Origin of the sequence: Micromonospora rifamycinica, from assembly GCF_900090265.1 — a bacterium.
Taxonomy (GTDB): domain Bacteria; phylum Actinomycetota; class Actinomycetes; order Mycobacteriales; family Micromonosporaceae; genus Micromonospora; species Micromonospora rifamycinica.
The window spans coordinates 6,808,841-6,833,932 of sequence record NZ_LT607752.1; the positions used below are offsets into that span (position 1 = coordinate 6,808,841).

Genomic DNA, 25,092 nt, shown 5'->3' on the forward strand with positions numbered 1-25,092 from the left:
GACCGGCGACCCGCTGACGGGTCGCCGGTCGCTCGGGTTTGTGTGGAAGTCCCGCTGCCCCACCTCGACCGCCCCTTCGACTACCTGGTCCCCGCCGGGCTGGCCGCCGACGCGGTCCCCGGGGTGCGGGTCAAGGTCCGCTTCGCCGGTCAGCTGGTCGACGGTTGGCTGCTGGAACGCGTCGACGCCTCGACCCACGGCGGCCGGCTGGCGTACCTGGAGAAGGTGGTGTCCGCCGAGCCGGTGCTGGCCGCGGAGGTGGTCCGCCTGGCCCGGGCGGTGGCCGACCGGTACGCCGGCAACCTCGCCGACGTGCTCCGGCTGGCCGTCCCGCCCCGGCACGCCCGGGTCGAGAAGGAACCCCGCGCCACCCCGGTCCCGTCCGCCGCCCCGGCTGCCGCCGGTCCGCCTGCCGCCGCCCCGGCTGCCGCCGATCCGGCCGCTCCCGGTGTGGGTGACGGCGCCGGGGTGCCGCCGCGTCCTGTGGTGACCGACCCGCGCGGGTGGCGGGACTATCCGGCCGGTCCGGCCTACCTGACGGCGCTCGCCGACGGCCGGATGCCCCGGGCCGTCTGGTCGGCGCTGGCCGGGGAGGACTGGGCCGCCCGGTACGCCGACGCGGTCGCCGCCACCCTCGCCGGTGGGCGGGGCGCGGTGGTGGTGGTCGCCGACGCCCGGGACCTCGACCGGCTCGACGCGGCGTTGACCGCGCTGCTCGGCCCCGGCCGGCACGTGACCCTCTCGGCGGCGCTCGGCCCGGCCCGCCGCTACCGGGCGTTCCTGGCCGCCCGGCGGGGCGACGTGCCGGTGGTGATCGGCACCCGGGCCGCCATGTTCGCCCCGGTGGCGCGGCTCGGCCTGGTGGCGATCTGGGACGACGGGGACGACCTGCACGCCGAGCCCCGCGCGCCGTACCCGCACGCCCGCGAGGTGCTGCTCACCCGGGCCCGGCTGGCCGACGCCGCCGCGCTGGTCGGTGGGTGGACCCGGACCGCCGAGGGGCAGCTCCTGGTGGAGACCGGCTGGGCCCGTGAGGTGGTCGCGGACCGGGCGACCCTGCGGGCGCGTACCCCGGCGATCGCCCCGACCGGGGACGACCCGCAACTGGCCCGGGATCCGGGGGCCGCGACCGCCCGGCTGCCCAGCCTGGCCTGGACCACCGCCCGGGACACCCTGCGCGCGGACGCGCCGGTGCTGGTCCAGGTGCCCCGCCGCGGCTACCTGCCGTCGGTCTCCTGCGCCGACTGCCGGGCCCCGGCCCGCTGCCCGCACTGCGCCGGCCCGCTGGCGCTGCGGGCCGCCGACGCGCCGCCGGCCTGCCGGTGGTGCGGTCGGGTGGTCGCCGCATACGCCTGTCCGCAGTGCGGTGGGCGGCGGCTGCGGGCGGCGGTCACCGGTGCCCGACGAACCGCCGAGGAGCTGGGCCGGGCCTTTCCCGGGGTGCCGGTACGCACGTCGGGCCGCGACGAGGTGCTGACCGACGTCCCGGCGGGCGCGGGTCTGGTCATCGCCACCCCGGGGGCCGAGCCGGTGGCCGAGGGGGGGTACGGCGCGGTGCTGCTGCTGGACTCCTGGGCGCTGCTCACCCGGGCCGATCTGCGGGCCGGTGAGGAGACCCTGCGCCGGTGGCTGTCCGCCGCCGCCCTGGCCCGGCCCGCCCCGGCCGGGGGAAAGGTGGTGGTGGTCGCCGACGGCGCGCTCGCCCCGGTGCAGGCGCTGCTGCGCTGGGATCCGGGCTGGTTCGCCGCCCGGGAGCTGGCCGAGCGCCGGGAACTGGGCTTCCCGCCCGCGGTGAAGATGGCCAGCGTCACCGGCGACGCGGACGCGGTGGCCGACCTGCTGGCCCAGGCCCGGCTGCCCGACGGGGCGGAGGTGCTCGGCCCGGTCCCCGCCGACCGGGACCGGGAGCGGATGCTGGTCCGGGTGCCCCGGGCGCGGGCCGCCGCGCTGGCCGAGGCGCTGCACGTCGCCGCCGGGGTGCGCAGCGCCCGCCGGGCCGCCGAGCCGGTCCGCCTCCAGGTCGATCCGCTCAGCCTTTTCTGAGTCGTCGGTCAGCATCGTCGAGCACCTGGCCAGCCTGCCGTCGCACCCTGTGTGCGGGGGGCCGGAGACACCCGCGTGATAGCATCGCCCGTCATACCCGGGGCGCACGGATGGCGCGACGAAGACGGGAACGCGTCGAGCCGACGCCAGATCGATGATGCCAAGCAGCCGGTGAGCAAGGGTGGGCCAGTGGTGACCGTTCGTCAGTCGATCGTTTTCAACGGTGACCTCGGCAGCGGCAAGAGCACCGTTTCCGTCGAGATCGCCAAGCGGCTGGGCCTGCGCCGGGTCAGCGTCGGTGACCTCTACCGGCAGATGGCGCAGGAGCGGCAGATGACCGCCCTCCAGCTCAACCTGCACGCCGAGCTGGACCAGGCCGTCGACGGTTACGTCGACCAGCTCCAGCGGGACATCGCCGCCTCCGGTGAATCCCTGGTGATGGACTCCCGGCTGGCCTGGCACTTCTTCACCGACGCGCTCAAGGTGCACATGATCACCGAGCCGGCCGAGGCGGCCCGGCGGGTGCTGCTGCGCCCCTCCGGCCCGGCCGAGAGCTACACCTCGCTGGCCGAGGCGGAGGCCAAGCTCCGCGAGCGCAGCGAGAGCGAGCGGAACAGGTTCATCCTCCGCTACGGCGTCGACAAGGCCCGGCTGCGCAACTACGACCTGGTCTGCGACACCACCCGGGCCTCCGCCGCCGAGGTCATCACGCACATCGTCGACGCGTACGAGGGCCGGCTCGCCGCCGACGTGCTGCGCGACGCCCCCCCGCTGCTGCTGCTCGACCCGGCCCGGGTCTACCCCACCGAGGACGTCGCCACCCTGCGCGGGCTCGACGACGCCGGGTTCGTCGGCGAGCTGGCCGCGGCCGGTGACGAGGCCCTCGCCCCGCTGCGGATCGGCTTCACCGGGGAGTACTTCTTCGTCGTCGACGGCCACCGCCGGCTCAGCGCCGCCCTGCGCAACGGCTTCCCGCTGGTGCCGGCCCAGCTCGTCGCCGAGGTGGACGAGCCGGTCGTCGGGCAGACCAGCGCGGTCGACTACTTCACCACCGAGGTCCGCCCCAGCCTCGTGCACGACTGGGAGGCCGCCCACGGCATCCGGCTCCCGCTGCCCGCACACGCGCTGCTCGGCGGGGACGCGGTGCTGGCCGGCGAACCGGGCGCCGGCGCCTGATCAGCCCCGCTCACCGTCGCCGTTCCCGGAGCCGACGGCGTGGTCCCGGCAGATCGCGGTACGCCGACCGGTGCCGCCCGCGACACTCCGTAGACTGGTACGGCACCACGCCGTCCAACGAAGGAGCCACCCCGCGTGACCGTCCAGCCCATCCGTCTGTTCGGGGATCCGGTGCTGCGCACGCCGGCCGATCCGGTCGTCGACTTCGACGTCGAGCTGCGTAGGCTCGTCGCCGACCTCACCGACACGATGCGCGACCGTGGCGGTGCCGGGCTGGCCGCCCCGCAGCTCGGCGTGGGCCTGCGGGTCTTCACCTTCGAGGTGGACGACGTGCTCGGCCACCTGGTCAACCCGGTCCTGGAGTTCCCCGACACCGAGGAGCAGGACGGCCCGGAGGGCTGTCTGTCGATTCCCGGGCTCTACTTCGACACCAAGCGCCGGCAGAACGTCATCGCCAAGGGCTTCAACGGCTACGGCGACCCGTTGCAGATCGTCGGCACCGGGCTGATGGCCCGCTGTGTCCAGCACGAGACCGACCACCTCGACGGTGTGCTCTTCCTCGACCGGCTGGACCCGGCCGGGCGCAAGGAGGCCATGAAGGCGATCCGCCAGGCCGACTGGTACGACGAGGCCGCCCCGCCGACGGTCAAGGTCAGCCCGCACTCCGCCACCAACCCCTTCGGTCTGGGCCGGTGACCCGCCGATGCGCCTGATCTTCGCTGGCACGCCGGCGGTCGCCGTCCCCGCCCTGGCCGCCGTACACGCCTCCGGGCACGAGCTGGTGGCCGTGGTGACCCGCCCCGACGCGCCCGCCGGCCGGGGCCGGGGGGTGCTCCGCTCGCCCGTCGCCGCCTGGGCCGACGAGCACGGCGTCGAGGTGCTCACCCCGGCCCGGCCCCGGGAGCCCGACTTCCTCGACCGGCTCGGCGCGCTGGCGCCCGACTGCGTGCCGGTCGTCGCGTACGGCGCGCTGGTGCCCCCGGCGGCGCTGGAGATCCCCCGGTTCGGCTGGGTCAACCTGCACTTCTCGCTGCTGCCCGCCTGGCGGGGCGCCGCCCCCGTGCAGCACGCGGTGCTGCACGGCGACGAGCTGACCGGGGCCAGCGTCTTCCAGCTGGAGCAGGGGCTGGACACCGGCCCGGTCTACGGCACCCTGACCGACGAGATCCGGCCCACCGACACCTCCGGCGACCTGCTGGAGCGCCTCGCCCACTCCGGTGCCGGGCTGCTGGTGGCCGTCCTGGACGCGATCGGGGCGGGGACGGCGCGGGCCGAGCCGCAGCCCGCCGACGGGGTCTCGCTGGCCCCGAAGCTGACCGTGGACGACGCCCGGGTGCGCTGGACCGACCCCGCCTTCGCGGTGGACCGCCGGATCCGCGCCTGCACCCCGGCCCCCGGCCCGTGGACGACCTTCCGCGGCGACCGGGTCAAGCTCGGCCCGGTGACACCGGTCGGCAACGGCCCCCAACTGAAGCCTGGAGAACTGCTGGTGGAGAAGTCCCGCGTGCTGGCCGGTACGGCGACCGTGCCGGTGCAGCTCGGTGAGGTGCGCGCGGCGGGCAAGAAGGCCATGCCGGCGAGTGACTGGGCGCGCGGTGTCCGGGTCGGCGGCGGGGAGGAGCTCGCGTGACCGGGCCGACCCGGCGACCCGCCGACGGCGTGCGCCGCGAGCAGCGCGGTGACGACCAGCGTCCCGACCGGCCCGCCGGCGGCTTCCGGGACGACCGTCCCGCCCGCGCGGGCGGCTGGGGTGACCGGGGTGGCGTCGACGGGCGGGGCGGGCGACCCGGCCGACCGGTCCGGCCGGCGGTGGACCTGCCCCGGCACGTCGCGTACCAGGCCGTCGCGGCGGTGCACCGCGACGACGCGTACGCCAACCTGGTGCTGCCGACGATCCTGCGCGAGCAGGGGCTGACCGGGCGGGACGCCGCCTTCGCCACCGAGCTGACCTACGGCACCCTGCGCCAGCTCGGCACCCTGGACACCATCCTCACCGCCGCGGCCGGCCGGGACGTCGAGCGGATCGACCCGCCGGTACGCGACGCGCTGCGGCTGGGGGCCTACCAGCTGCTGCACACCCGGGTGCCGGCCCACGCCGCCGTGTCGTCCACTGTCGACCTGGTCCGCACGGTCGGTGAGGGCGCGACCGGGTTCGCCAACGCGGTGCTGCGCGAGGTGGCCGGCCAGGATCGCGACGCCTGGGTGACCAGGCTGGCCCCGACCATGGCGGCCGACCCGATCGGCCACCTGTCGGTGACCTACAGCCACCCGCAGTGGATCGTCCGGGCCTTCGCCGACGCCCTCGGCGGTGACCTGGGTGAGGTGACCCGTCTGCTGATCGAGAACAACGAGCGTCCGCCGGTGCACCTGTGCGTCCGCCCCGGCCGGGCCGACCCGGCCGACGTGGCCGACGAGGTCGGCGGTGCCCCGGGCGCGTTCTCCCCGTACGCGGTCTATCTGCGCGGCGGTGCCCCGGGCGAGCTGTCGGCGCTGGCCGACGGCCGGGCGCACGTGCAGGACGAGGGCTCGCAGCTGGTGGCGAACGCGCTGGTGGCGGCCCCGATCGACGGCCCTGACGGCCGCTGGCTGGACCTGTGCGCCGGCCCCGGCGGCAAGGCCGGGCTGCTCGGCGCGCTCGCGGCGCAGCGGGGTGCCCGGCTGACCGCGGTGGAGGTCGCCGAGCACCGGGCCAGGCTGGTCGAGCAGGCGACCCGGGGGTTGCCGGTGACCGTCCTGCACACCGACGGCCGCACCGTCGGGGCGGATCCGAAGCTCGCGGAGGGGCACTTCGACCGGGTGCTGGTCGACGCCCCGTGCACCGGGCTGGGTTCGCTGCGCCGCCGTCCGGAGTCGCGCTGGCGGCGACAGCCGTCGGACCTGCCGCCGCTGACCCGGTTGCAGCGGGAACTGCTCTCCGCCGCGCTGCGGGCGACCCGTCCGGGTGGTCTGGTCGGCTACGTGACCTGCTCCCCGCACACCGTGGAGACGCACGTGACGGTCACCGAGGCCGCCCGCCGGGCCGGTGTGCCGGCGGACTTCGTCGACGCCCGACCGCTGCTCCCGGCCGGCATGCCCGGCCTGGGCGACGGCCCCACCGTGCAGCTCTGGCCCCACCGCCACGGCACCGACGCCATGTTCCTCGCCCTCCTCCGCCGCACCACCTGACCCCCCGAACCCCTGAACCCCCACCCCACCCCACCCCACCCCCTCGCCCCCCACCCACCCCCCCACCCCACCCCACCCCCCACCCGCCGCTCCGCCTCGGTGATCAAGAGGTTTAGGTCACCCCGCCGCGCGATTTCTGACGCAAACCTCTTGATCAACCCATTCCTGACGCAAACCTCTTGATCGACCCCGCTGGGGCTGGGTGGGGGGAGCGTGAGGGGAGAGGAGGCGGGGTGCGGGAGCGTGAGGGGGAGAGGGGGGCGGGGTGCGGGAGCGTGAGGGGAGGAAGGGAGGGGAGTGCGGGTGGGGTGGGTCAGATGACGGGGAGGCCCTTGGGGCCGACGCCGCGCATCGAGCGGGTCAGCTTCCGGTCGTCGCTCCACAGGAAGCAGCGGATGCCCCGGTCGCCCTCCTCCCACTCCCGTTGCGACGGCGGGTAGAAGATCGACCCGGCCCGGTACGGCAGCTCGCCGTTGTTGGGCACCTCGGCGAAGCCGGCGATCAGCGCCATGCAGCGCCGGTGCACCCGCTGGTTGGTGCGACTGAATTCGGCCCAGCTCAGGTCGCTGCGCTCCAGGTAGACACCGACGAACTCGGCGCGGTGCGGTTCGGAGCAGAGTACCGGTGCCATGTAGTTCAGGTTGTTGCCGATCAGCTTGGGGTCGAAGCACCGGTGGCTGAGCGGGTTGTCGCCGACCATCGCCCCCCGCAGGCTGCCGACCCGGTTCACCGGCCGGGTGTTGTCGATGCTGTCGGTCTCGCTGAGGTCGCAACGGAACCAGCGGGCCCCGCTGTTCCACGCGGAGTTCGCCGGGAGCGCGATGTTCATGGTGAGCCGGGCCGAGTGCCAGTCACCACCGAGCACGTCCCGGGCCCGCTGGTCGCACTCGGCGCGGGCGGGGCGCAGCGCGGCGGAACCCGGCTCGGGCCGGTCGCCCCGGACCACCGCGCCGGTGAAGGTGCCGACGTGGATGGCCTCGGCCAGGTGGCTGCGCGCGCAGTCCACCGTGTCGTAGGTGCCGGCCTGCACCACCGGCGTTATCCGGGGCAGGCAGGCGTCGGTGGCGGGCACGAACGCCTGGGCCACCGGCAGCACCGGCCAGTCGTCGACCAGGTCTCCGTCGGCGCTGTGCTGCGGCACACAGCCGCTGAGCGCCACCGTCACCGCGCCGGCCAGCGCCAGCGCCCCGAGCCACCGTCGCATCGTCCGCCCTTTCCGGGAGCCGACGGTCCGCCGCCGCGCCCCACGTGGCCTTGCCCGCCGCCGGGCGAGCAGCATACGTGACCGTCCCCGATGGAGTGTCGTCGTACCGGGACCGTTCGGCCAGTCGTCACCGGCCCATCGTCCCCGATTCGATCCGGAGGGACCGGTTCGGACACCGTGGGTCACTCCCGGATGACGGGATGTCGCCCATGGTGCCGTGCCGTCCGCGGCGGGTGGCCGCGTTCGTACACTTGCCCTGTGACCGTACCGCCGTCGATCATCGCGCCCAGCATCCTCGCCGCCGATTTCGCCCGCCTCGCCGATGAAGTCCGCGCCGTCGAGGGCGCCGCGGACTGGTTGCACGTCGACGTGATGGACAACCACTTCGTTCCCAACCTCACCATCGGGCTGCCGGTGGTGCAGAGCCTCCGGGCGGTCACCCAGCTGCCGTTCGACGTGCACCTCATGATCACCGACCCGCGCCGGTGGGCCCCCGGCTACGCCGACGCGGGCGCGTACAACGTGACGTTCCACGCCGAGGCGTGCGACGACCCGGTGGCCCTCGCCAAGGACCTCCGCTCGGCCGGGGCGAAGGCCGGGCTGGCCATCGACCGGGACACCCCGATCGAGCCGTACCTGGAGTTGCTGCCCAGCTTCGACACCCTGCTGATCATGACGATCAAGGCCGGTTTCGGCGGCCAGCGGTTCATCCCGCAGCTGCTGGACAAGGTGCGGGCGGCCCGCCGGCACGTCGACAGCGGCCACCTGGAGCTGCGCATCGAGGTGGACGGCGGGATCGCCGCCGACACCATCGAGCAGGCCGCGTCGGCCGGCGCGGACGCCTTCGTCGCCGGTACCGCCGTCTACGGGGCGGCCGATCCGGCCGAGGCGGTCCGCCGGCTGCGCGGGCTCGCGGAGCGCGCCGCCGTCGGGGCCTGAGGGTGGAGCCCACCGGCGACCGTCCCGACGTGATCCTGGTCGTCGACGACGACGAGGACATCGCCCGTTTCGTCGAGTTCAACCTGCGGCTGCACGGCTTCGAGGTGCTGCACGCCGGGGACGGCCAGGAGGCCCTCGACATGATCGAGCGGCACCGGCCGGACCTGGCCGTGGTGGACCTGATGATGCCGCGCATCGACGGCCTGGAGCTGACCCGGCGGCTGCGCGCCAACCCGATCACCTCGGCGCTGCCGGTGATCATGTTGACCGCCAAGGGCATGACCGTGGACAAGGTGCACGGGCTCAGTGCCGGCGCGGACGACTACCTGGTCAAGCCGTTCGACACCGCCGAGCTGGTGGCCCGGGTCAGCTCCACGCTGCGCCGCAACAAGGAGTTCCGCGAGGTCTCCCCGCTGACCGGTCTGCCCGGCAACAGCCGGATCCGCCGGGAGATCAGCGACCGGGTGCGCAGCGGCGTCGACTACGCCGTCGGCTACATCGACATCGACCGGTTCAAGAGCGTCAACGACCGGTACGGCTTCGTCCGGGGCGACGAGTTCATCTCGGCGCTGGCCCGCAGCCTGCACCGGGCGGTGGTGGCGATCGGGCTGCCCCCGGCCTTCCTCGGCCACGTCGGTGGCGACGACTTCGTGATCGTCTGCGCGCCCGAGCAGATCCGTCCGCTGACCTCCCGGGCCGTGGTCGACTTCGAGAAGTCCGCCGACACCCTCTACGACCCGGCCGACCGGGAGCGCGGCTTTGTCGAGCTGAAGGACCGCCGGGGCAACATCCGGCGGGCGGCCCTGGTCACGCTCTCGATCGGCGTCTCGCTCTCGGACGCCAGGAAGCGCTTCACCGACCCCCTGGACGCGATCGCCGTGGCCAGCGAGATGAAAACGGTCGCCAAGAGCCAACCGGGGTCATACGTCGCGGTGGACCGGCGACGCGCCGACGGGGTGTGAAGTAGCCCGCTGGAGGTGGCGGACCGACCGGGTGAACGTGTAAGACTTCGCATGTACCCACCACGCGCTGGCGGGGCTCGGTGAAATTCCGAACCGGCGGTGATCCACGCTCGACGTGGTAAGCCCGCGACCCGGACGGCTCTGCCGCCCGGTGGACCTGGTGAGAATCCGGGGCCGACGGTGGGGGAGCGGTTCGTCCGCACCCCCGACAGTCCGGATGGGAGACAGCGCGCGGGCGGGGCGGGCCTGCGCGGCTCCATCGGCGCGTGGGCTGCCCGGGGCGGCCCTGCCGTTCCCGGTTCCGTCGCCGCCTGCCCCCGCTCCTCCCGTACCGCCCGCGCGCGGACCGGCGAGCGAGAGGGCAGGGCATGGGCGGCGTCTCCGTGGACGAGGCGATGCGCCGTGCCATCGAGCTGGGCGCCCGGGGCCTCGGCACCACCAGCCCCAACCCGGTCGTCGGATGCGTGCTGCTCGACACGGACGGCGTCGTCGTCGGGGAGGGCTTCCACGCCTACACCGGCGGGCCGCACGCCGAGATCGTCGCGCTCGCCCAGGCCGGCGAGCGGGCCCGGGGCGGGACCGCGGTGGTCACCCTGGAACCCTGCGACCACACCGGCCGCACCGGCCCGTGCAGTCACGCGCTGATCCGCGCCGGGATCGCCCGGGTCGTCGTCGCCGTGCCCGACCCGAACCCGGTCGCCTCGGGGGGTGCGGCCACCCTGCGCGCCGCCGGGGTCCGGGTGGAGTTCGGGGTACGCGCCGACGAGGCCGAGGCCGGCAACGTCGCCTGGCTGACCTCGATGCGGCGCGGTTGGCCGTACCTGATCTGGAAGTACGCCGCGACCCTCGACGGCCGGTCGGCGGCGGCCGACGGCAGCAGCATGTGGATCACCTCCGAGGCGGCCCGGATGGACGTGCACGCGCTGCGCGGCACCGTGGACGCGGTGATCGCCGGGGTGGGCACCGTACTCACCGACGACCCCCGGCTGACCGCCCGCAACCTGCGCGACGGCACCCTGGCCATCCGGCAGCCGCTGCGGGTGGTGGTGGACAGCGCCGGCCGTACCCCGGTCGACGCCCGGGTCCGCGACGGCGCCGCCCGGACCTGGATCGCGACCGTCGCGGAGGTCGGGGCCGGCCCGGACGGCCGGGTGGACCTGCCGGCCCTGCTCGCCGAACTGCACCACCGCGGGGTACGGGCCGCGCTGCTGGAGGGCGGCCCCCGGCTGGCCGGCGCGTTCCTCGCCGCCGGCCTGGTCGACCGGGTCGTCGGGTACGTCGCGCCGAAGCTGCTCGGAGGCGGCCCGACCGCGCTGGTCGACGCGGGCGTGACGACCATCGCCGACGCCATCGACCTGGAGATCACCGACGTCACCCGGGTCGGTTCCGACCTGCGGATCACCGCGCTGCCCCGGAAGAGGGAGGCCTGAGATGTTCACCGGCATCGTCGAGGAGTTGGGCGAGGTCGTCCGGATCGCCGACACCGGGGGTGACTCGGCGCTGGTCGCGATCCGCGGCCCGCTGGTCACCTCGGACGCCCGGCACGGCGACTCCATCGCGGTCAACGGGGTCTGTCTGACCGTGGTCGACGTCGACGGCGGCGTGTTCACCGCCGACGTGATGGGCGAGACCCTGCGGCGCTCCGCGCTCGGCGGGCTGCGCCCCGGCGACCCGGTCAACCTGGAGCGGGCCGCCGCGCTGAACAGCCGGCTCGGCGGGCACCTGGTGCAGGGGCACGTCGACGGGGTGGGCACGGTGCTCTCCCGGGAACCGGCCGCGCAGTGGGAGACGCTGCGGTTCCGGCTCCCCGCCGCGCTGGCCCGGTACGTGGTGGAGAAGGGCTCGATCACCGTCGACGGGGTGTCGCTGACCGTGGCCGCGGTCGGCGACGACTGGTTCACCGTCGGGCTGATCCCGACCACCCTGAAGCTCACCACGCTCGGCGTCCGGGACGTCGGCGCCCCGGTCAACCTGGAGGTCGATGTGCTGGCCAAGTACGTCGAACGCCTCCTCACCACCCGCCCGCCGGTCGACGGCGGTGCAGTGTGACCGGGCCGCTCGGCTGGCTGCTCGACGCCCAGGTGCACCTGCTCGGCGCCCCGGTGCTGGTCCGGGAGATCGTCGGCAACGGCTTCGGGCTGGCCTCGGCGCTGCTCGGGCTGCGACGGCAGGTCTGGGCCTGGCCGGTCGGCATGATCGGCAACGGGTTGCTGTTCACCGTCTTCCTCGGCGGGGTGTTCGCCACCCCGCAGGCACACGACCTCTACGGCCAGGCCGGCCGGCAGGTCTTCTTCTTCGCGGTCAGCGTCTACGGGTGGTGGCGGTGGTCACGCAACCGCCGCCAGGGCGGGGACGCGCCGGCGGTCACCCCCCGCTGGGCGACCGGTCGGGAACGGCTGGGCCTGCTGCTCGCCGCCGCCGTCGGCACCGCGCTGGGCTATCCGCTGCTCGCCGCGCTCGGCTCGTGGGGGCCGCTGCCGGACGCCTGGATCCTCACCGGCAGTCTGCTGGCGACCTACGGCATGGCCCGGGGCTGGGTGGAGTTCTGGCTGGTCTGGATCGCCGTGGACGCGGTGGGCGTACCGCTGCTGCTGCGCGGCGGCTTCTATCCCTCGGCGGTCATGTACCTGGTCTACGGTGCCCTCTGCGTCTGGGGTTTCGCCGCCTGGTGGCGCAGCTCCCGGACCGTCCGCGCGGCGACGACACCGATCCCGTCCACCTACTCGGAGGTCGTGGCATGAGCAGCCAGGCGGTCACCTTCGCCCGGATCGAGGAGGCGGTGGCGGAGATCGCCGCCGGCCGTCCCGTGGTGGTGGTCGACGACGAGGACCGGGAGAACGAGGGCGACCTGATCTTCGCCGCCGAGCTGGCCACCCCGGAACTGCTCGCCTTCATGGTCCGCTGGACCTCCGGGTACGTCTGCGTCCCGCTGACCGAGGCGGAGTGCGACCGGCTGGACCTGCCGCCGATGCACCACACCAACCAGGACCGGCGCGGCACCGCGTACACGGTGACCGTGGACGCCCGGGAGGGGGTCAGCACCGGGATCTCCGCCGCGGACCGGGCGCACACCATCCGGCTGCTCGCCGACCCCGGCACCGACCCGACGGACCTGGCCCGCCCGGGCCACGTGGTGCCGCTGCGCGCCCGTTCCGGCGGGGTGCTGCGCCGACCGGGACACACCGAGGCGGCGGTCGACCTGACCCGGCTGGCCGGGCTGCGCCCCGCCGGGGTGCTCTGCGAGCTGGTCAACGACGACGGCACCATGATGCGCCTGCCGGACCTGGAGAAGTTCTGCGCCGAGCACGCGCTCACCCTGGTCACCATCGCCGACCTGGTGGCCTACCGGCGGCGGCACGAGAAGCAGGTGGAGCAGGTGGCCGAGGCGCGGATGCCCACCCCGTACGGGGTGTTCCGGGCGCTGGGCTACCGGGCCGAGCACGACCCGGCCGAGCACGTCGCGCTGGTCATCGGTGACCTGGGCGACGGTCACGACGTGCTGGTCCGGGTGCACTCCGAGTGCCTCACCGGGGACGTCTTCGGCTCGCTGCGCTGCGACTGCGGGCCGCAGCTGCAGGCGTCGCTGGCCCGGGTCGCCCGGGAGGGGCGGGGCGTGGTGCTCTACGTGCGCGGGCACGAGGGGCGGGGGATCGGCCTGCTGCACAAGCTTCAGGCGTACCAGCTCCAGGACCAGGGCCGCGACACCGTGGACGCGAACCTCGACCTGGGGTTGCCGGCCGACGCCCGGGACTACGGCACCGGCGCGCAGATCCTCTACGACCTGGGCGTGCGGTCGATGCGGCTGCTCACCAACAACCCGGCCAAGCGGGCCGGGCTGGAGGGGTACGGGCTGACCGTCACCGGCCGGGAGGGGCTGCCGGTCCGGCCGCACCCGGAGAACGTCCGCTACCTGCGGACCAAGCGGGACCGGATGGGCCACCTGTTGGACGAGCTGGACGAGGTGACCGAGGCCCCGACGGGTGTCCCGGTCCCCGGCGACGAGATCGGAGTATGACCATGGCGGGTTTCGGTGAACCCGGAGCGACCCCGGTGGAGGCCGCCGGGCTGACCGTCGGCGTGGTGGCCGCGCGCTGGCACGGCGACCTGACCGACCACATGCTCGACCGGGCCGTCGCCGCCGCGCAGGCGTGCGGGGCGCGGGCGGTGACCGCCCGGGTGGCCGGCTCGGTGGAGCTGCCGGTGGTGGCCCAGGCGCTGGCCCGGCGCTGCGACGTGGTGGTGGCGCTGGGTGTGGTGGTCCGGGGGACGACCGCCCACTTCGACTACGTCTGCCGGTCGGTGACCGACGGGCTGACCAGGATCGCCCTGGACGAGGGCAAGCCGGTGGCGCACGGGGTGCTGACGGTGGACACCCTGGACCAGGCGCGGGACCGGGCCGGGCTGCCCGGCTCCGCCGAGGACAAGGGCTGGGCGGCGACCGTGGCGGCGCTGGACGCCGCGCTGGCGCTCCGGTCCGTGGCCGTGGGCAACGCCCAGCCGGTCGGCTTCGCCGGCTGACCCCGGCCCGACGCTCCGGCCCGGCCGCCCTGGCGGCTCCTGGCGGCTGGGCCGCTGCGGGCCGCGCCGCCGGGCCGGACCGGTCGGACCGGCCGCTGCGGGCCGCCGTCGCGGCGGTCAGAGCCGGCCGGCCTCGATGATCCGCCTGAGGAACTGCCGGGTCCGTGGCTGGGTCGGCTCGCCGAGGACCCGGGCGGGCGGCCCGGCCTCGACCACCCGGCCGGCGTCGAGGAAGCAGACCTGGTCGGCGACGTCCCGGGCGAACCCCATCTCGTGGGTGGCCAGCACCATCGTCATCCCGTCGGCCTTCAGGTCGCGGATCATCGCCAGCACCTCGCCGACCAGCTCCGGGTCGAGCGCCGAGGTGACCTCGTCCAGCAGCATCAGGCGGGGGGAGTTGGCCAGCGCCCGGACGATCGCCACCCGCTGCTGCTGGCCGCCGGAGAGCCGGTCGGGGTAGGCGTCCGCCTTCGCGCCCAACCCCACCCGGTCGAGCAGCTCCCGGGCCTGCGCCTCGGCCTCGGCCTGCCCCCGCCGGTGCACCCGGCGCGGGGCGAGGGTGACGTTCTCCACCACGCTCAGGTGCGGAAACAGGTTGTACGACTGGAAGACCATGCCGATGCGCCGACGCACCCGGTCGGGGTCGACCCGGGGATCGGAGATCTCCTCGCCGTCCAGCTCGATGGTCCCGTCGTCCAGCTCCTCGAGCAGGTTGACGCAGCGCAGCAACGTCGACTTGCCCGAGCCGGACGCCCCGATCAGCGCCACCACCTGGTGCTCGTCCACGGTCAGGTCGAGGCCGTCGAGCACCACCTGCCCGCCGAACTCCTTGCGCAGCCCCCGACAGGTCAGTACGGCCATCGCCGCCTCCGGCGGGTCGTCGACACGGCCATCTCAGCCTCCGGACTGGCGTCGGGCCGAGCGCAGGGTCACCCAGTCGGTGACCGCGATCAGCGGGATGGCGAGCAGCACGAACAGCACCCCGGCGAGGATGTACGGGGTGTAGTTGAAGCTCTGCGCGGTGGCGATCTGGGCCGCCCGGACCGCGTCGATCGGTCCGGCCAGGGAGACCAGCCCGACATCCTTCTGCATCGCCACCACGTCGTTGAGCAGCGGCGGCGCGACCCGCCGGACGGCCTGCGGCAGCACCACGTGCCGCATGGTCTGCCGGTAGGTCAGCCCCAGCGAGCGGGCCGCCGCGAGCTGGCTCGGGTGGACCGATTCGATGCCGGCCCGGAACACCTCCGCCAGGTAACCGCCGTAGGTGAGCACCAGCGCCAGCCCGCCGAGCACCAGCACCGGCGGCATGCCCTGCAACCGTAGTCCGGGCACGCCGAGGGTGAGCACGTACAGCACGATGATCAGCGGCAGGCCCCGGAAGGTGTACGTGTAGCCCGCCGAGAGCGCCCGGACCGGGAAGAAGACCGGCCCGCGCAGGGTGCGCAGCAGCGCGATCAGCAGACCGAGCAACAGCGCCCCGACCGCGCAGCAGACCAGCAGCCGGACGTTGAGCCACAGCCCGGCGAGCACCTCGGGCAGCGCGTCCCGGGCGATCGCCGGATCGAGGAACGACCGGCGGACCCGGTCCCAGCCGGGTGCCCCGGTGACCGCGACGACCAGCAGCGTGCCGAGCACCGCCGTGGAGGCGGCGGCGACCAGCACGCTGCGGGTCGTCTGCCGCCGCCGGTACGCGGCCCGTCGCCGCTGGGCCGCCGAGGGGACGTGCCGCCGGTGCGGCGTCGGGGTGTCGGGTGGGCGGGGCGGCGGGTGGCTCACTGGAGTTCGGTCGCCCCTGCCACCTGGGCGAGCCACTTCTGCTCCAGCTGCTTGAGGGTGCCGGCCTCGGCGAGTTCCCCGATCGTCCGGCTGACGCAGGAGGTGAGCGGGGAGTCCTTGTCCAGCAGCAGGCCGAACGCCTCCGGCGCGCCGACCTGCGGCAGCTGCCCGACCACGGTGGCGTCGGTGATCTCCGAGCCGGTGATGTAGAACGCGGTGGGCAGGTCGACCACCAGGCCGTCGAGCTGACCGTTCTGCAGGGCCTTCTTGGCGTCGTCGTTGCTGTTGTAGACCTGGGGCTTCGCCTTCGGCTTGATCAGGTCGGTGATCGCCTGGTAGCTGGTCGTGCCGACCTGGGCGCCGAGCTTGGCGTCCTTGAGGTCGGCCACCGACTTCTTGCCGACGATCTTCGACGACTTGAGCGCGATGACCGTCTGCCGGACCAGGTAGTACGGCGGGGAGAAGTCGACCGCCTGCTTGCGCTCCTCGGTGATGGAGAACTGGTTGACGTCGAAGTCGAAGTTCTTCGGGCCGGGGGCGATCGCGGCGTCGAACTTCACCCGGGTCCAGGTGACGTCCGCGCGGGCGTACCCGAGCTTCTCGGCTACCGCGTACGCGACGGCGGCCTCGAAGCCCTCGCCGCTGTCCGGCTTGTTGTCCTTGAACCACGGCGCGTACGCGGGTTCGTCGGTGGCGACGGTGAGCTTGCCCGGCGTCCGGGTCTTCAGGCCCTCCTTGGTGCAGGAGGGCGTGGTGGGGGCGGCGTCGGGGGTGGGGACGTTCTCCTGGGGCGCGCATCCGGCCACGGCGGCCAGGAGCGCGGCGGCGACGGCGGCGGTAGGGGTACGTGAGCTGCTGCTGACCATGGCCGCCAGGATAAAGAAGATCGCCGATTCCCGGGAAGGTGTCCCGTCAGGTAGATGGGAGATCGATATCCGGCCGGCTCCGGCGGGTCGCCCGTCGCCGGCCGCTGTCCCATCCCCCGGGAGCCCGGCGGTGGGCCGGACGACACGGCCGGACCCGGAGCGCACGGCCCCGACGGGCGGCTGGAAGAATCCGGTCCCGTGAAGACGTTCGAGGAGTTGTTCGCCGAGCTCCAGGCCAAGGCCGCCGCCGGCACGCCGGGCTCGGGCACGGTCGACGCCCTGGCCAAGGGGGTGCACTTCGTCGGCAAGAAGGTCGTCGAGGAGGCGGCCGAGTCGTGGATGGCCGCCGAGCACGAGGGGCCGGAGCGCACCGCCGAGGAGATCTCCCAGCTGCTCTACCAGGTGCAGGTGCTCATGCTGGCCAGTGGCCTGGAGTTGAAGGACGTCTACCGACATCTGTGAGTGCGCCCGCGTCGTTGATCTGATCCGATCGAAGGAGCACTCCGTCATGCTGCGTGTCGCCGTACCCAACAAGGGCGCCCTGGCCGAGAAGGCCGCCCAGATGCTGCGCGAGGCGGGCTACCGCCAGCGCACCGACCCCAAGGACCTGGTCTGCCCGGACGGGGCCAACGACATCGAGTTCTTCTACCTGCGGCCCAAGGACATCGCCACCTACGTCGGCTCGGGTGACCTGGACGTCGGGATCACCGGTCGGGACCTGCTGATCGACTCGGGCGCACCCGCCGAGGAGGTGGTCGACCTGGCGTTCGGCCGGGCCACCTTCCGGTTCGCCGCCCGCCCCGAGGACGTCGGCGACGTCCAGGAGCTGGGCGGGCACCGGATCGCCACCGCGTATCCGGGGCTGGTCGAGCGCTATCTGGCCGAGCTCGGCGTCAAGGCCGACGTGATCCGGCTCGACGGCGCGGTGGAGAACGCCATCCGGCTCGGGGTAGCCGACGTCGTCGCCGACGTGGTGGAGACCGGCGCGACGCTGCGCCAGGCCGGCCTGGTCGTCTTCGGCGACCCGCTGCTGCGCTCCTCGGCGGTGCTGGTCCGTCGGGCCGCCGCACCGGCCCACCCGCAGGCGGAGCAGTTGCTGCGCCGGCTGCACGGGGTGCTGGTGGCCCGCCGGTACGTGATGCTCGCCTACGACGTGCCGGCCGGGCTGCTCGACCGGGCCAGCGCGCTCACCCCGGGCATCGAGTCGCCGACGGTCTCCCCGCTGCACCGGGAGGGTTGGGTCGCCGTGCAGGCGATGGTCCTCCGCGACGACGTGCACCGGATCATGGACGAGCTGTACGAGCTGGGCGCCCGCGCCATCCTGGTCACCAACATCCACGCCTGTCGACTCTGAGCCGCCGCCGCGACGCCGGCCGGGGGCGGGTGGCAGACTGGTCGGGTGAGCGACACCGAGTTGATCCGCCTCAAGCCGCGTCGCATCCGGGTCGTCTGCTGGGCCTCGGCGGTCGCCCTGCTGGTGGTCTTCAGCCTGGTGGCGACCTCGTTGACCGGGGCGACCGGTGAGGGCTACGGCACGTTCCAGCGTGGCGACCAGTTCGCCATGGTCGGCCTCGGGGTGCTCGGCGCGCTGGGCATCCTGCTGTTCACCCGGCCCCGGGTCGAGGCGGACGCCCGTGGGGTCCGGGTGCGTAACGTGCTCGGCTCGTACGAGCTGCCCTGGGAGGTGGTCCGGGGGGTGCGTTTCGACCGGGGCGCACCCTGGGCCAGCCTGGAGCTGCACGACGACGACCTGCTGCCGATGGTGGCCCTCCAGGCGGCCGACAAGGAGACCGCGGTCGACGGGGTGCGGGCGCTGCGCCGGCTGCACCAGGCGCACCTGTCCCGGCTCGGCGGCGCGTCGACCCACCCGTGAGCGTCGCGGCCGACGCCCCCGCCCGGTAACGCGGCCGACGGCCTCCGCCGGGTAACCGGGTGCGGCCCGCCCGGCCGGGGCGGTGGTGCGGCCGGTCCCGCCGGGCGTGGGCCTGGCCTGGGCGGCCCCGGTTTGGGGGATGGTCGGGTGCGGGTGTAGTGTAGGTAAGTCGACCAGACTGCCCCCGCCTGCGGCGTGCGGGTGGTCCTGAAGCGGAGCGCCTGCTCCCACCCGAGTCGCCCCCAGTAGGTGGCCGGGTCCGGTCACCGGTTCCGGGCCTGTCCCGGGCCCGGATGCGCGATCATATGATCGTGCCGACCGGTCGAGCGGGCCCTGGCATGCGCCGGGGCCTTCTGCTTTCCGAGTCGCCCCCACCCGGGGGCCGCGCGGGGTCGGCTACCCGGCAGATCCGACTCGAGGAGGCCCCATCAGCGTCGAACCACGCGTGAACGATCAGATCCGGGCACGTGAGGTCCGACTGGTCGGCCCTGAGGGTGAGCAGGTGGGCATCGTCCCGCTGGAGCGCGCCCTGCAGCTGGCCGCGGACGTCGACCTGGACCTGGTCGAGGTTGCGCCGATGGCGCGCCCGCCGGTGTGCAAGCTCATGGACTTCGGCAAGTTCAAGTACGAGAGCGCACTCAAGGCGCGCGAAGCGCGGCGTAACCAGCAGCAGACCGTCATCAAGGAGATGAAGCTCCGGCCGAAGATCGACCCGCACGACTACGAGACCAAGAAGGGTCACGTGGTGCGGTTCCTCAAGGCGGGCGACAAGGTCAAGGTGACGATCATGTTCCGCGGTCGCGAGCAGAGCCGCCCGGAGCTGGGTTACCGGCTCCTGCGTCGGCTCGAGTCCGAGATCACGGACCTGGGATACGTCGAGGCCGCTCCGAAGCAGGACGGTCGAAACATGATCATGGTTTTCGCTCCGCACCGGGCCGTCAAGGCCTCCGCGGTCGCCGCCACGGCGTCCCGCACCGGTCCCCGGGACCGGACCACGGACGAGTCCGCGACGCCGGCACAGGGCGAGGCCCCGGTGGCCGGCGAGACCGCAGCAGCCGGCGAGACCGGCCCGACCGCTGACCCCAGCGGCCAGTAACAGGGAGAGACGTTCCACATGCCGAAGATGAAGAGCCACACGGGTATGGGCAAGCGGGTCAAGGTGACCGGCAAGGGCAAGATCGTCGCCCAGCAGGCCGGCCTTCGCCACAACCTGGAGAAGAAGCCCTCCACCCAGACCCGGCGGCTGACCGGCACGGTCGAGCTGGCCAAGGCTGACGTCAAGCGAATCAAGAAGCTGCTCGGCCGCTGACGCGCGCCACCTTTACCTAACAAGGAGTTGAGATGGCACGCGTCAAGCGGGCTGTGAACGCCCAGAAGAAGCGTCGTACCCTGCTGGAGACCGCGAGTGGTTACCGCGGTCAGCGCTCCCGGCTGTACCGCAAGGCCAAGGAGCAGGTGCTGCACTCGATGCAGTACGCCTACCGGGACCGTCGTGACCGCAAGGGCGACTTCCGGCAGCTCTGGATCCAGCGCATCAACGCTGGCGCCCGGGCCAACGGCATGACCTACAACCGGCTCATCCAGGGTCTGCGGCTGGCCGGCATCGAGGTCGACCGCAAGATCCTGGCCGACCTGGCCGTCCACGACGCCGCGGCGTTCGCCGCGATCGTCGAGCTGGCCCGCGCCGCCGTGACGGCCGAGGGCACCGGTGGCGCCGCGGCTCAGGCCGCCTGACCCACCCCGGCAGCAGATCGAGGCGTCTCCCATGCAGTCACCAGCGCGCGGGAGACGCCTCGACGCCGTCGCCGGCCCGTTCACCCCGCGGACCCCGAGGGTGGTCGCCGCCCGGCGGCTGCACCGTCGGCGGGACCGGGACGCCACCGGCCGGTTCCTGGCCGAGGGGCCGCAGGCGGTCCGCGAGGCGCTCGACGGCACCGGCACGGTGGTGGAGCTGTTCGGCACCCCGGCCGCGCTGGACCGGCACGCCGAGCTGGCGGCCCGGGCCGCCCGGGCCGACCTGCCGGTCTCCGAGGTCACCGACGAGGCCCTGGCCGCGCTGACCGAGACCGTCGCCCCGCAGGGGCTGGTCGCCGTCTGCCGGCACCTCGACGTACCGCTGGCGACCGCCCTGGCACGCGGACCCCGCCTGGTCGCGGTGCTCGCCGGGATCCGTGACCCGGGCAACGCCGGCACCGTGCTGCGGACCGCCGACGCGGCCGGCGCGGGCGCGGTGGTCTTCGCCGGGGACACCGTCGACCCGTACAACGGCAAGTGCGTGCGGGCCTCGGCCGGCAGCCTCTTCCACGTCGACGTGGTGCGCTCCCCGGAGCTGCCCGCGACGGTCGACGCGCTGCGCGCCGCCGGGCTCTCGGTCTTCGCCACCACCGGGTACGGCGACAGCGACCTGGACGACCTCGCCGACCACGGCCGGCTCGCCGCGCCCACCGCCTGGCTGTTCGGCTCGGAGGCGCACGGCCTGCCCGCGGAGCTGACCGCCGTCGCCGACGCCCGGGTCCGGGTGCCGCTGCACGGGCGGGCCGAGAGCCTGAACCTTGCTGCGGCGGCCGCGGTCTGCCTGTACGCTTCAGCGCGAGCGCTGCGCTGACACGCCGGTCACACGCACACCGTCGTCACGCAGACACCGGCGTCACACAGACACCGCACCGCACACATCACGCAGGGAGTCGGTCAGTTGAGGAACGCGCCACGGCGTTCGTTTAGCCAGCCCGCCGGTGTCGGCGGGCGGCGGGCCTGACCCTTCCCGCGCGCAACTCCCACCGGCGGGCTGCGGCATCGCCGCGCGTCCGTAGACTCGCCTAGCCGCCCGGGAGGGCCGGCGCCGCCGTGAGGGAGTGCCCGTACGCCATGAGCTACCGCAACGATCCGTACGACCCGAAGCAGGTCGCCCTGCTCGACCCGGCCGCCCTGGCCGAGGCCGTGGCCGACGCCGAAAAGGCGTTCGCCGCCGCCGCCGACCCCGACGCGCTGACCGCGCTGCGCCCCGCGCACCTCGGCGACCGGTCCCCGGTGTCGCTGGCCCGCCGGGAGATCGGCGCGCTGCCGCCGGCCGCGAAGTCCGACGCCGGCAAGCGGGTCAACGAGGCCCGCCGGGCGATCGAGTCCGCCTACGCCGCCCGCGCCGAGGTGCTGGAGCGGGAGCAGGCCGCCCGGGTGCTGGTCGAGGAGCGGGTCGACGTGACCCTGCCGTACGACCGGCGGCCCCGGGGCGCCCGGCACCCGCTGTCCACGCTGATGGAGCAGATCAGCGACCTGTTCGTCGGGATGGGCTACGAGGTGGCCGAGGGCCCCGAGGTCGAGCTGGAGTGGACCAACTTCGACGCGTTGAACATCCCCGCCGACCACCCGGCGCGCGGGCTGATGGACACCTTCCACGTCGCACCGCCGCCGGGCGCGGACGCCTCCGGCCTGGTGCTGCGCACCCACACCTCGCCGGTGCAGGCGCGCACCATGCTGACCCGCAAGCCCCCCATCTACGTGGTGGTGCCCGGCCGGGTCTACCGCACCGACGAGCTGGACGCCACCCACGCGCCGGTCTTCCACCAGGTCGAGGGTCTGGTGGTGGACCGGGGGATCACGATGGCACACCTGCGCGGCACCCTGGACCACTTCGCCCGGGCCATGTTCGGCGAGGGCGCGAAGACCCGCTGGCGTCCGCACTACTTCCCGTTCACCGAGCCGTCGGGGGAGTTCGACGTCTGGTTCCCCGAGCACCGCGACGGCCCGCGCTGGGTCGAGTGGGGCGGCTGCGGCATGGTCAACCCGAGGGTGCTGCGGGCCTGCGGCATCGACCCGGAGGTCTACTCCGGGTTCGCGTTCGGCATGGGCATCGACCGGACGGTGATGTTCCGGCACGGGGTCAGCGACATGCGGGACATGGCCGAGGGCGACGTGCGGTTCACCCGCGCGTTCGGGGCCGGGGCGTAGGGCGATGCGGGTACGAGTCACGGAGACGGTGGTCTGAGTCATGCGAATTTCTGTCAGTTGGCTGCGGGAGCACGTCGACCTCCCCGTCGACCTGCCCACCGAGGACCTGGAGCAGGCCCTGGTGGACCTCGGCATCGAGGTCGAGTCCGTGGTGGACCTGCGCGGGACGGTCACCGGTCCGCTGGTCGTCGGCGAGGTCCGCGAGATCGAGGAGCTGACCGGTTTCAAGAAGCCGATCCGGCACTGCCTGGTCGACGTCGGCACCGCCAACGGCACCGGCGAGCCGCAGGAGATCGTCTGCGGGGCGCGCAACTTCGCCCCGGGCGACCGGGTCGTGGTGATCCTGCCCGGCGGGGTGCTGCCCGGCGACTTCACCATCGGCGCGCGCAAGACGTACGGCCGGATGTCGGCCGGCATGATCTGCTCCGCGCAGGAGCTGGGCCTCGGCGACGACCACGCCGGCATCATCGTGCTGCCGCCCGACACCCCGGCCCGGCCCGGCGACGACGCCCGGCCGGTGGTGGGGCTCGACGACGTCGTGGTCGAGCTGGAGATCACCCCCGACCGGGGGTACGCGCTGAGCGTGCGGGGCATCGCCCGGGAGCTGGCGTACGCGCTGGGCCTGCCCTTCCGGGATCCGGGCCGGGTGCCCGCGCCGGCCGGGACGGCCGAGCCGGCGTACCCGGTGCAGCTGCGCGACACGGTGGGCTGCGACCGGTTCACCGCCCGGATGGTCCGGGGTGTCGACCCGACGGCGGCCACCCCGGGCTGGATGCGGCAGCGGCTGACCGTGGCCGGCATCCGCAGCATCTCACTGGCGGTCGACGTCACCAACTACGTGATGCTCGAACTGGGCCAGCCGATGCACGCGTTCGACGCCGACCGGATCACCGGCCCGCTGGTGGTGCGCCGGGCCGAGGCGGGGGAGAAGGTGACCACCCTGGACGGGGTGGTCCGCTCGCTGACCGTCGAGGACATGGTGATCTGCGACGACACCGGGCCGGTCTCGCTGGCCGCGGTGATGGGCGGGGAGACCAGCGAGGTGGTCGGCGGCACCACCACCGTGCTGCTGGAGGCCGCCCACTGGGATCCGGTGATGGTCGGTCGTACCGCCCGCCGGCACCGGCTGTTCAGCGAGGCGGCCAAGCGGTGGGAGCGGGGCGTCGACCCGGCCCTGCCGCTGGTGGCCCTCCAGCGCGCCGTCGAGCTGCTCACCGCGCACGGTGGTGGCGAGGCGGGCGCGGAGATCCTCGACCTCGACCACGTCCGGCCGATGCGTCCGGTCGTCCTCCCCGTCGACCTGCCGTCGCGCCGGATCGGGGTGGACTACCCCCCACAGCGGGTGGTCGACCTGCTGGAGCAGGTGGGCTGCACGGTGAGCCGGGGCGGCGACCGGCTGGCCGAGGACCCGGGGGCGGTGGGCACGACCGCCGGCACCGGCGAGGTGCTCACGGTCACCCCGCCGACCTGGCGGCCCGATCTCACCGACCCGGCCGACCTGGTCGAGGAGGTGGTCCGCCTCGACGGGTACGACCGGGTGCCGTCGGTGCTGCCCACCGCGCCACCCGGCCGGGGCCTCACCTGGCAGCAGCGCCGCCGCCGGGCGGTGGCCCGCTCGCTGGCCGAACGCGGCTACGTCGAGGTGCTGGGCCTGCCGTTCGTGGCCCCGGAGCTGGCCGACCAGCTCGGGCTGCCGGCCGACGACCCGCGCCGGCCGGCGGTGCGGCTGGCCAACCCGCTGTCCGAGGAGGAGCCGCTGCTGCGCACCACGCTGCTCGGCCCGCTGCTCGGCATCCTCAAGCGCAACCTGGGCCGGGGCCACCGTGACCTGGCGCTCTACGAGATCGGCGCGGTGTTCCAGCCGCGTCCCGGCGTGGGCGCCCCACCGGCCATGGGGGTGGACCGGCGTCCCACCGACGCCGAGTTCGCCGCCGCCGACGCGGTGGTGCCCGCCCAGCCCCGGCACGTCGCGGTGGTGCTCACCGGGGACGTCGAGCCGGCCGGCTGGTGGGGCGCGGGCCGCGCCGCCGGGTGGGCCGACGCGGTGGAGGCCGGGCGGGCCGTGCTGGCCGCCGCCGACCTGCCGGCCGAGCGGATCGAGGTACGGGCCGCCGAGCAGGCCCCCTGGCACCCCGGTCGCTGTGCCGCGCTGGTGGTCGACGGGGTGGTGGTGGGCCACGCCGGTGAGCTGCACCCGACGGTGGTGGCGGCGCTGGAGCTGCCCCGCCGGACCAGCGCCATGGAGCTGGACCTGGACGCCCTGCCGGCCGCGCCGGTGGCGTCCGCGCCGACGGTGTCCGGGTTCCCCCCGGCGCTGATCGACGTGGCGCTGGTGCTGGACGACACGGTGCCGGCCGCCGACGTCCGCGCCGCGCTGGTCGAGGGGGCCGGCGAGCTGCTGGAGCAGGTCCGGCTCTTCGACGTGTACGCCTCGGAGTCGCTCGGCGCGGGCCGCCGGTCGCTGGCGTACAAGCTCACCTTCCGGGCTCCGGACCGGACGCTGACCGTGGAGGAGGCGGTGGCCGCCCGGGACGCCGCCGTCGCCGTGGCCGCCGCGCGGTTCGGGGCGACGCTGCGCGGCGCGTAGCCGTACCGGCCCGTCGACGGCCCCGACCCGGTCACCGG

At 74.3% G+C, this 25,092-nt stretch carries 25 protein-coding genes and 1 riboswitch; of the genes, 21 read left to right on the plus strand and 4 right to left on the minus strand.

What is annotated here, in order from left to right:
* Positions 1-42 precede the first annotated feature (42 nt).
* The 5 genes from GA0070623_RS28870 to GA0070623_RS28890 all read left to right on the plus strand — a co-directional run bounded on the left by GA0070623_RS28870 (position 43) and on the right by GA0070623_RS28890 (position 6,384).
* Positions 43-2,043 (plus strand): primosomal protein N', encoded by a 2,001-nt coding sequence (locus GA0070623_RS28870; protein ID WP_089004216.1) that lies wholly within the window; start codon positions 43-45, stop codon positions 2,041-2,043.
* A 192-nt stretch (positions 2,044-2,235) separates the two neighbouring features.
* Positions 2,236-3,219 (plus strand): AAA family ATPase, encoded by a 984-nt coding sequence (locus GA0070623_RS28875; protein ID WP_067309507.1) that lies wholly within the window; start codon positions 2,236-2,238, stop codon positions 3,217-3,219.
* A 135-nt stretch (positions 3,220-3,354) separates the two neighbouring features.
* Complete coding sequence (gene def / locus GA0070623_RS28880; RefSeq protein WP_067309436.1) at positions 3,355-3,915, plus strand: peptide deformylase; 561 nt, start codon at positions 3,355-3,357, stop codon at positions 3,913-3,915.
* A gap of 7 nt (positions 3,916-3,922) precedes the next feature.
* Positions 3,923-4,849 carry a methionyl-tRNA formyltransferase gene (gene fmt, locus GA0070623_RS28885; RefSeq protein ID WP_067309433.1) on the plus strand — a complete coding sequence of 309 codons (927 nt, stop codon included), beginning with the start codon at positions 3,923-3,925 and terminating at the stop codon, positions 4,847-4,849.
* 29 nt (positions 4,850-4,878) lie between these two features.
* A complete protein-coding gene (locus GA0070623_RS28890) occupies positions 4,879-6,384 on the plus strand; it encodes an RsmB/NOP family class I SAM-dependent RNA methyltransferase (protein ID WP_089004383.1) in 1,506 nt (501 codons plus the stop codon).
* 313 nt (positions 6,385-6,697) lie between these two features.
* Here GA0070623_RS28890 and GA0070623_RS28895 read toward each other — a convergent pair whose 3' ends face one another.
* Positions 6,698-7,588, minus strand: coding sequence for a septum formation family protein (locus tag GA0070623_RS28895; protein ID WP_067305104.1), 891 nt, complete (start codon positions 7,586-7,588; stop codon positions 6,698-6,700).
* Positions 7,589-7,846: 258 nt separating this feature from the next.
* Here GA0070623_RS28895 and rpe point away from each other — a divergent pair, with 258 nt between their 5' ends.
* From rpe to ribH, 7 genes are all read left to right on the plus strand, one after another.
* Positions 7,847-8,527 carry a ribulose-phosphate 3-epimerase gene (rpe, locus tag GA0070623_RS28900; RefSeq protein WP_067305107.1) on the plus strand — a complete coding sequence of 227 codons (681 nt, stop codon included), beginning with the start codon at positions 7,847-7,849 and terminating at the stop codon, positions 8,525-8,527.
* Positions 8,528-8,529: 2 nt separating this feature from the next.
* Positions 8,530-9,489: a response regulator gene (locus GA0070623_RS28905; protein ID WP_067305109.1), complete on the plus strand. Its 960-nt coding sequence runs from the start codon at positions 8,530-8,532 to the stop codon at positions 9,487-9,489.
* A 62-nt stretch (positions 9,490-9,551) separates the two neighbouring features.
* A riboswitch (FMN riboswitch) is annotated at positions 9,552-9,722 on the plus strand.
* 135 nt (positions 9,723-9,857) lie between these two features.
* Entirely contained in the window at positions 9,858-10,919 is a 1,062-nt protein-coding gene (gene ribD, locus GA0070623_RS28910) for a bifunctional diaminohydroxyphosphoribosylaminopyrimidine deaminase/5-amino-6-(5-phosphoribosylamino)uracil reductase RibD (RefSeq protein WP_067305112.1), read from the plus strand.
* A gap of 1 nt (position 10,920) precedes the next feature.
* Entirely contained in the window at positions 10,921-11,538 is a 618-nt protein-coding gene (locus tag GA0070623_RS28915) for a riboflavin synthase (protein WP_067305115.1), read from the plus strand.
* Positions 11,535-12,230, plus strand: coding sequence for a nicotinamide riboside transporter PnuC (pnuC, locus tag GA0070623_RS28920; RefSeq protein ID WP_067305118.1), 696 nt, complete (start codon positions 11,535-11,537; stop codon positions 12,228-12,230). The genes GA0070623_RS28915 and pnuC overlap by 4 nt, the downstream gene beginning before the upstream one ends.
* Positions 12,227-13,504: a bifunctional 3,4-dihydroxy-2-butanone-4-phosphate synthase/GTP cyclohydrolase II gene (locus GA0070623_RS28925; protein ID WP_067305121.1), complete on the plus strand. Its 1,278-nt coding sequence runs from the start codon at positions 12,227-12,229 to the stop codon at positions 13,502-13,504. The genes pnuC and GA0070623_RS28925 overlap by 4 nt, the downstream gene beginning before the upstream one ends.
* A 2-nt stretch (positions 13,505-13,506) precedes the next feature.
* Entirely contained in the window at positions 13,507-14,007 is a 501-nt protein-coding gene (gene ribH, locus GA0070623_RS28930) for a 6,7-dimethyl-8-ribityllumazine synthase (protein ID WP_067305124.1), read from the plus strand.
* 117 nt (positions 14,008-14,124) lie between these two features.
* On the opposite strand, the gene GA0070623_RS28935 is transcribed toward ribH, so the two are convergent.
* The 3 genes from GA0070623_RS28935 to GA0070623_RS28945 are packed head-to-tail and all read right to left on the minus strand — an operon-like array spanning position 14,125 to position 16,649.
* Positions 14,125-14,868: an amino acid ABC transporter ATP-binding protein gene (locus GA0070623_RS28935; RefSeq protein ID WP_067305127.1), complete on the minus strand. Its 744-nt coding sequence runs from the start codon at positions 14,866-14,868 to the stop codon at positions 14,125-14,127.
* Positions 14,869-14,901: 33 nt separating this feature from the next.
* Complete coding sequence (locus tag GA0070623_RS28940) at positions 14,902-15,783, minus strand: amino acid ABC transporter permease (RefSeq protein WP_067305129.1); 882 nt, start codon at positions 15,781-15,783, stop codon at positions 14,902-14,904.
* Positions 15,780-16,649: an ABC transporter substrate-binding protein gene (locus GA0070623_RS28945; RefSeq protein WP_067305132.1), complete on the minus strand. Its 870-nt coding sequence runs from the start codon at positions 16,647-16,649 to the stop codon at positions 15,780-15,782. Before GA0070623_RS28945 ends, GA0070623_RS28940 begins: the two co-directional genes overlap by 4 nt.
* A 198-nt stretch (positions 16,650-16,847) precedes the next feature.
* Between GA0070623_RS28945 and GA0070623_RS28950 the strand changes: the two genes are divergently transcribed.
* The 9 genes from GA0070623_RS28950 to pheT all read left to right on the plus strand — a co-directional run bounded on the left by GA0070623_RS28950 (position 16,848) and on the right by pheT (position 25,054).
* A complete protein-coding gene (locus tag GA0070623_RS28950; protein WP_067305135.1) occupies positions 16,848-17,111 on the plus strand; it encodes a phosphoribosyl-ATP diphosphatase in 264 nt (87 codons plus the stop codon).
* 46 nt (positions 17,112-17,157) lie between these two features.
* Positions 17,158-18,003: an ATP phosphoribosyltransferase gene (hisG, locus tag GA0070623_RS28955; RefSeq protein WP_067305138.1), complete on the plus strand. Its 846-nt coding sequence runs from the start codon at positions 17,158-17,160 to the stop codon at positions 18,001-18,003.
* A gap of 45 nt (positions 18,004-18,048) precedes the next feature.
* Positions 18,049-18,522 carry a PH domain-containing protein gene (locus GA0070623_RS28960; protein WP_067305141.1) on the plus strand — a complete coding sequence of 158 codons (474 nt, stop codon included), beginning with the start codon at positions 18,049-18,051 and terminating at the stop codon, positions 18,520-18,522.
* Between the two features lie 445 nt (positions 18,523-18,967).
* Positions 18,968-19,618: a translation initiation factor IF-3 gene (infC, locus tag GA0070623_RS28965; protein ID WP_067305144.1), complete on the plus strand. Its 651-nt coding sequence runs from the start codon at positions 18,968-18,970 to the stop codon at positions 19,616-19,618.
* 18 nt (positions 19,619-19,636) lie between these two features.
* Complete coding sequence (gene rpmI / locus GA0070623_RS28970) at positions 19,637-19,831, plus strand: 50S ribosomal protein L35 (protein ID WP_026267805.1); 195 nt, start codon at positions 19,637-19,639, stop codon at positions 19,829-19,831.
* 32 nt (positions 19,832-19,863) lie between these two features.
* Complete coding sequence (gene rplT / locus GA0070623_RS28975) at positions 19,864-20,256, plus strand: 50S ribosomal protein L20 (protein WP_067305147.1); 393 nt, start codon at positions 19,864-19,866, stop codon at positions 20,254-20,256.
* Between the two features lie 31 nt (positions 20,257-20,287).
* A complete protein-coding gene (locus tag GA0070623_RS28980; RefSeq protein ID WP_067305149.1) occupies positions 20,288-21,127 on the plus strand; it encodes a TrmH family RNA methyltransferase in 840 nt (279 codons plus the stop codon).
* Between the two features lie 260 nt (positions 21,128-21,387).
* Positions 21,388-22,467 (plus strand): phenylalanine--tRNA ligase subunit alpha, encoded by a 1,080-nt coding sequence (gene pheS / locus GA0070623_RS28985; protein ID WP_067305152.1) that lies wholly within the window; start codon positions 21,388-21,390, stop codon positions 22,465-22,467.
* A gap of 40 nt (positions 22,468-22,507) precedes the next feature.
* Entirely contained in the window at positions 22,508-25,054 is a 2,547-nt protein-coding gene (gene pheT / locus GA0070623_RS28990) for a phenylalanine--tRNA ligase subunit beta (RefSeq protein ID WP_067305155.1), read from the plus strand.
* Positions 25,055-25,092: the final 38 nt, after the last annotated feature.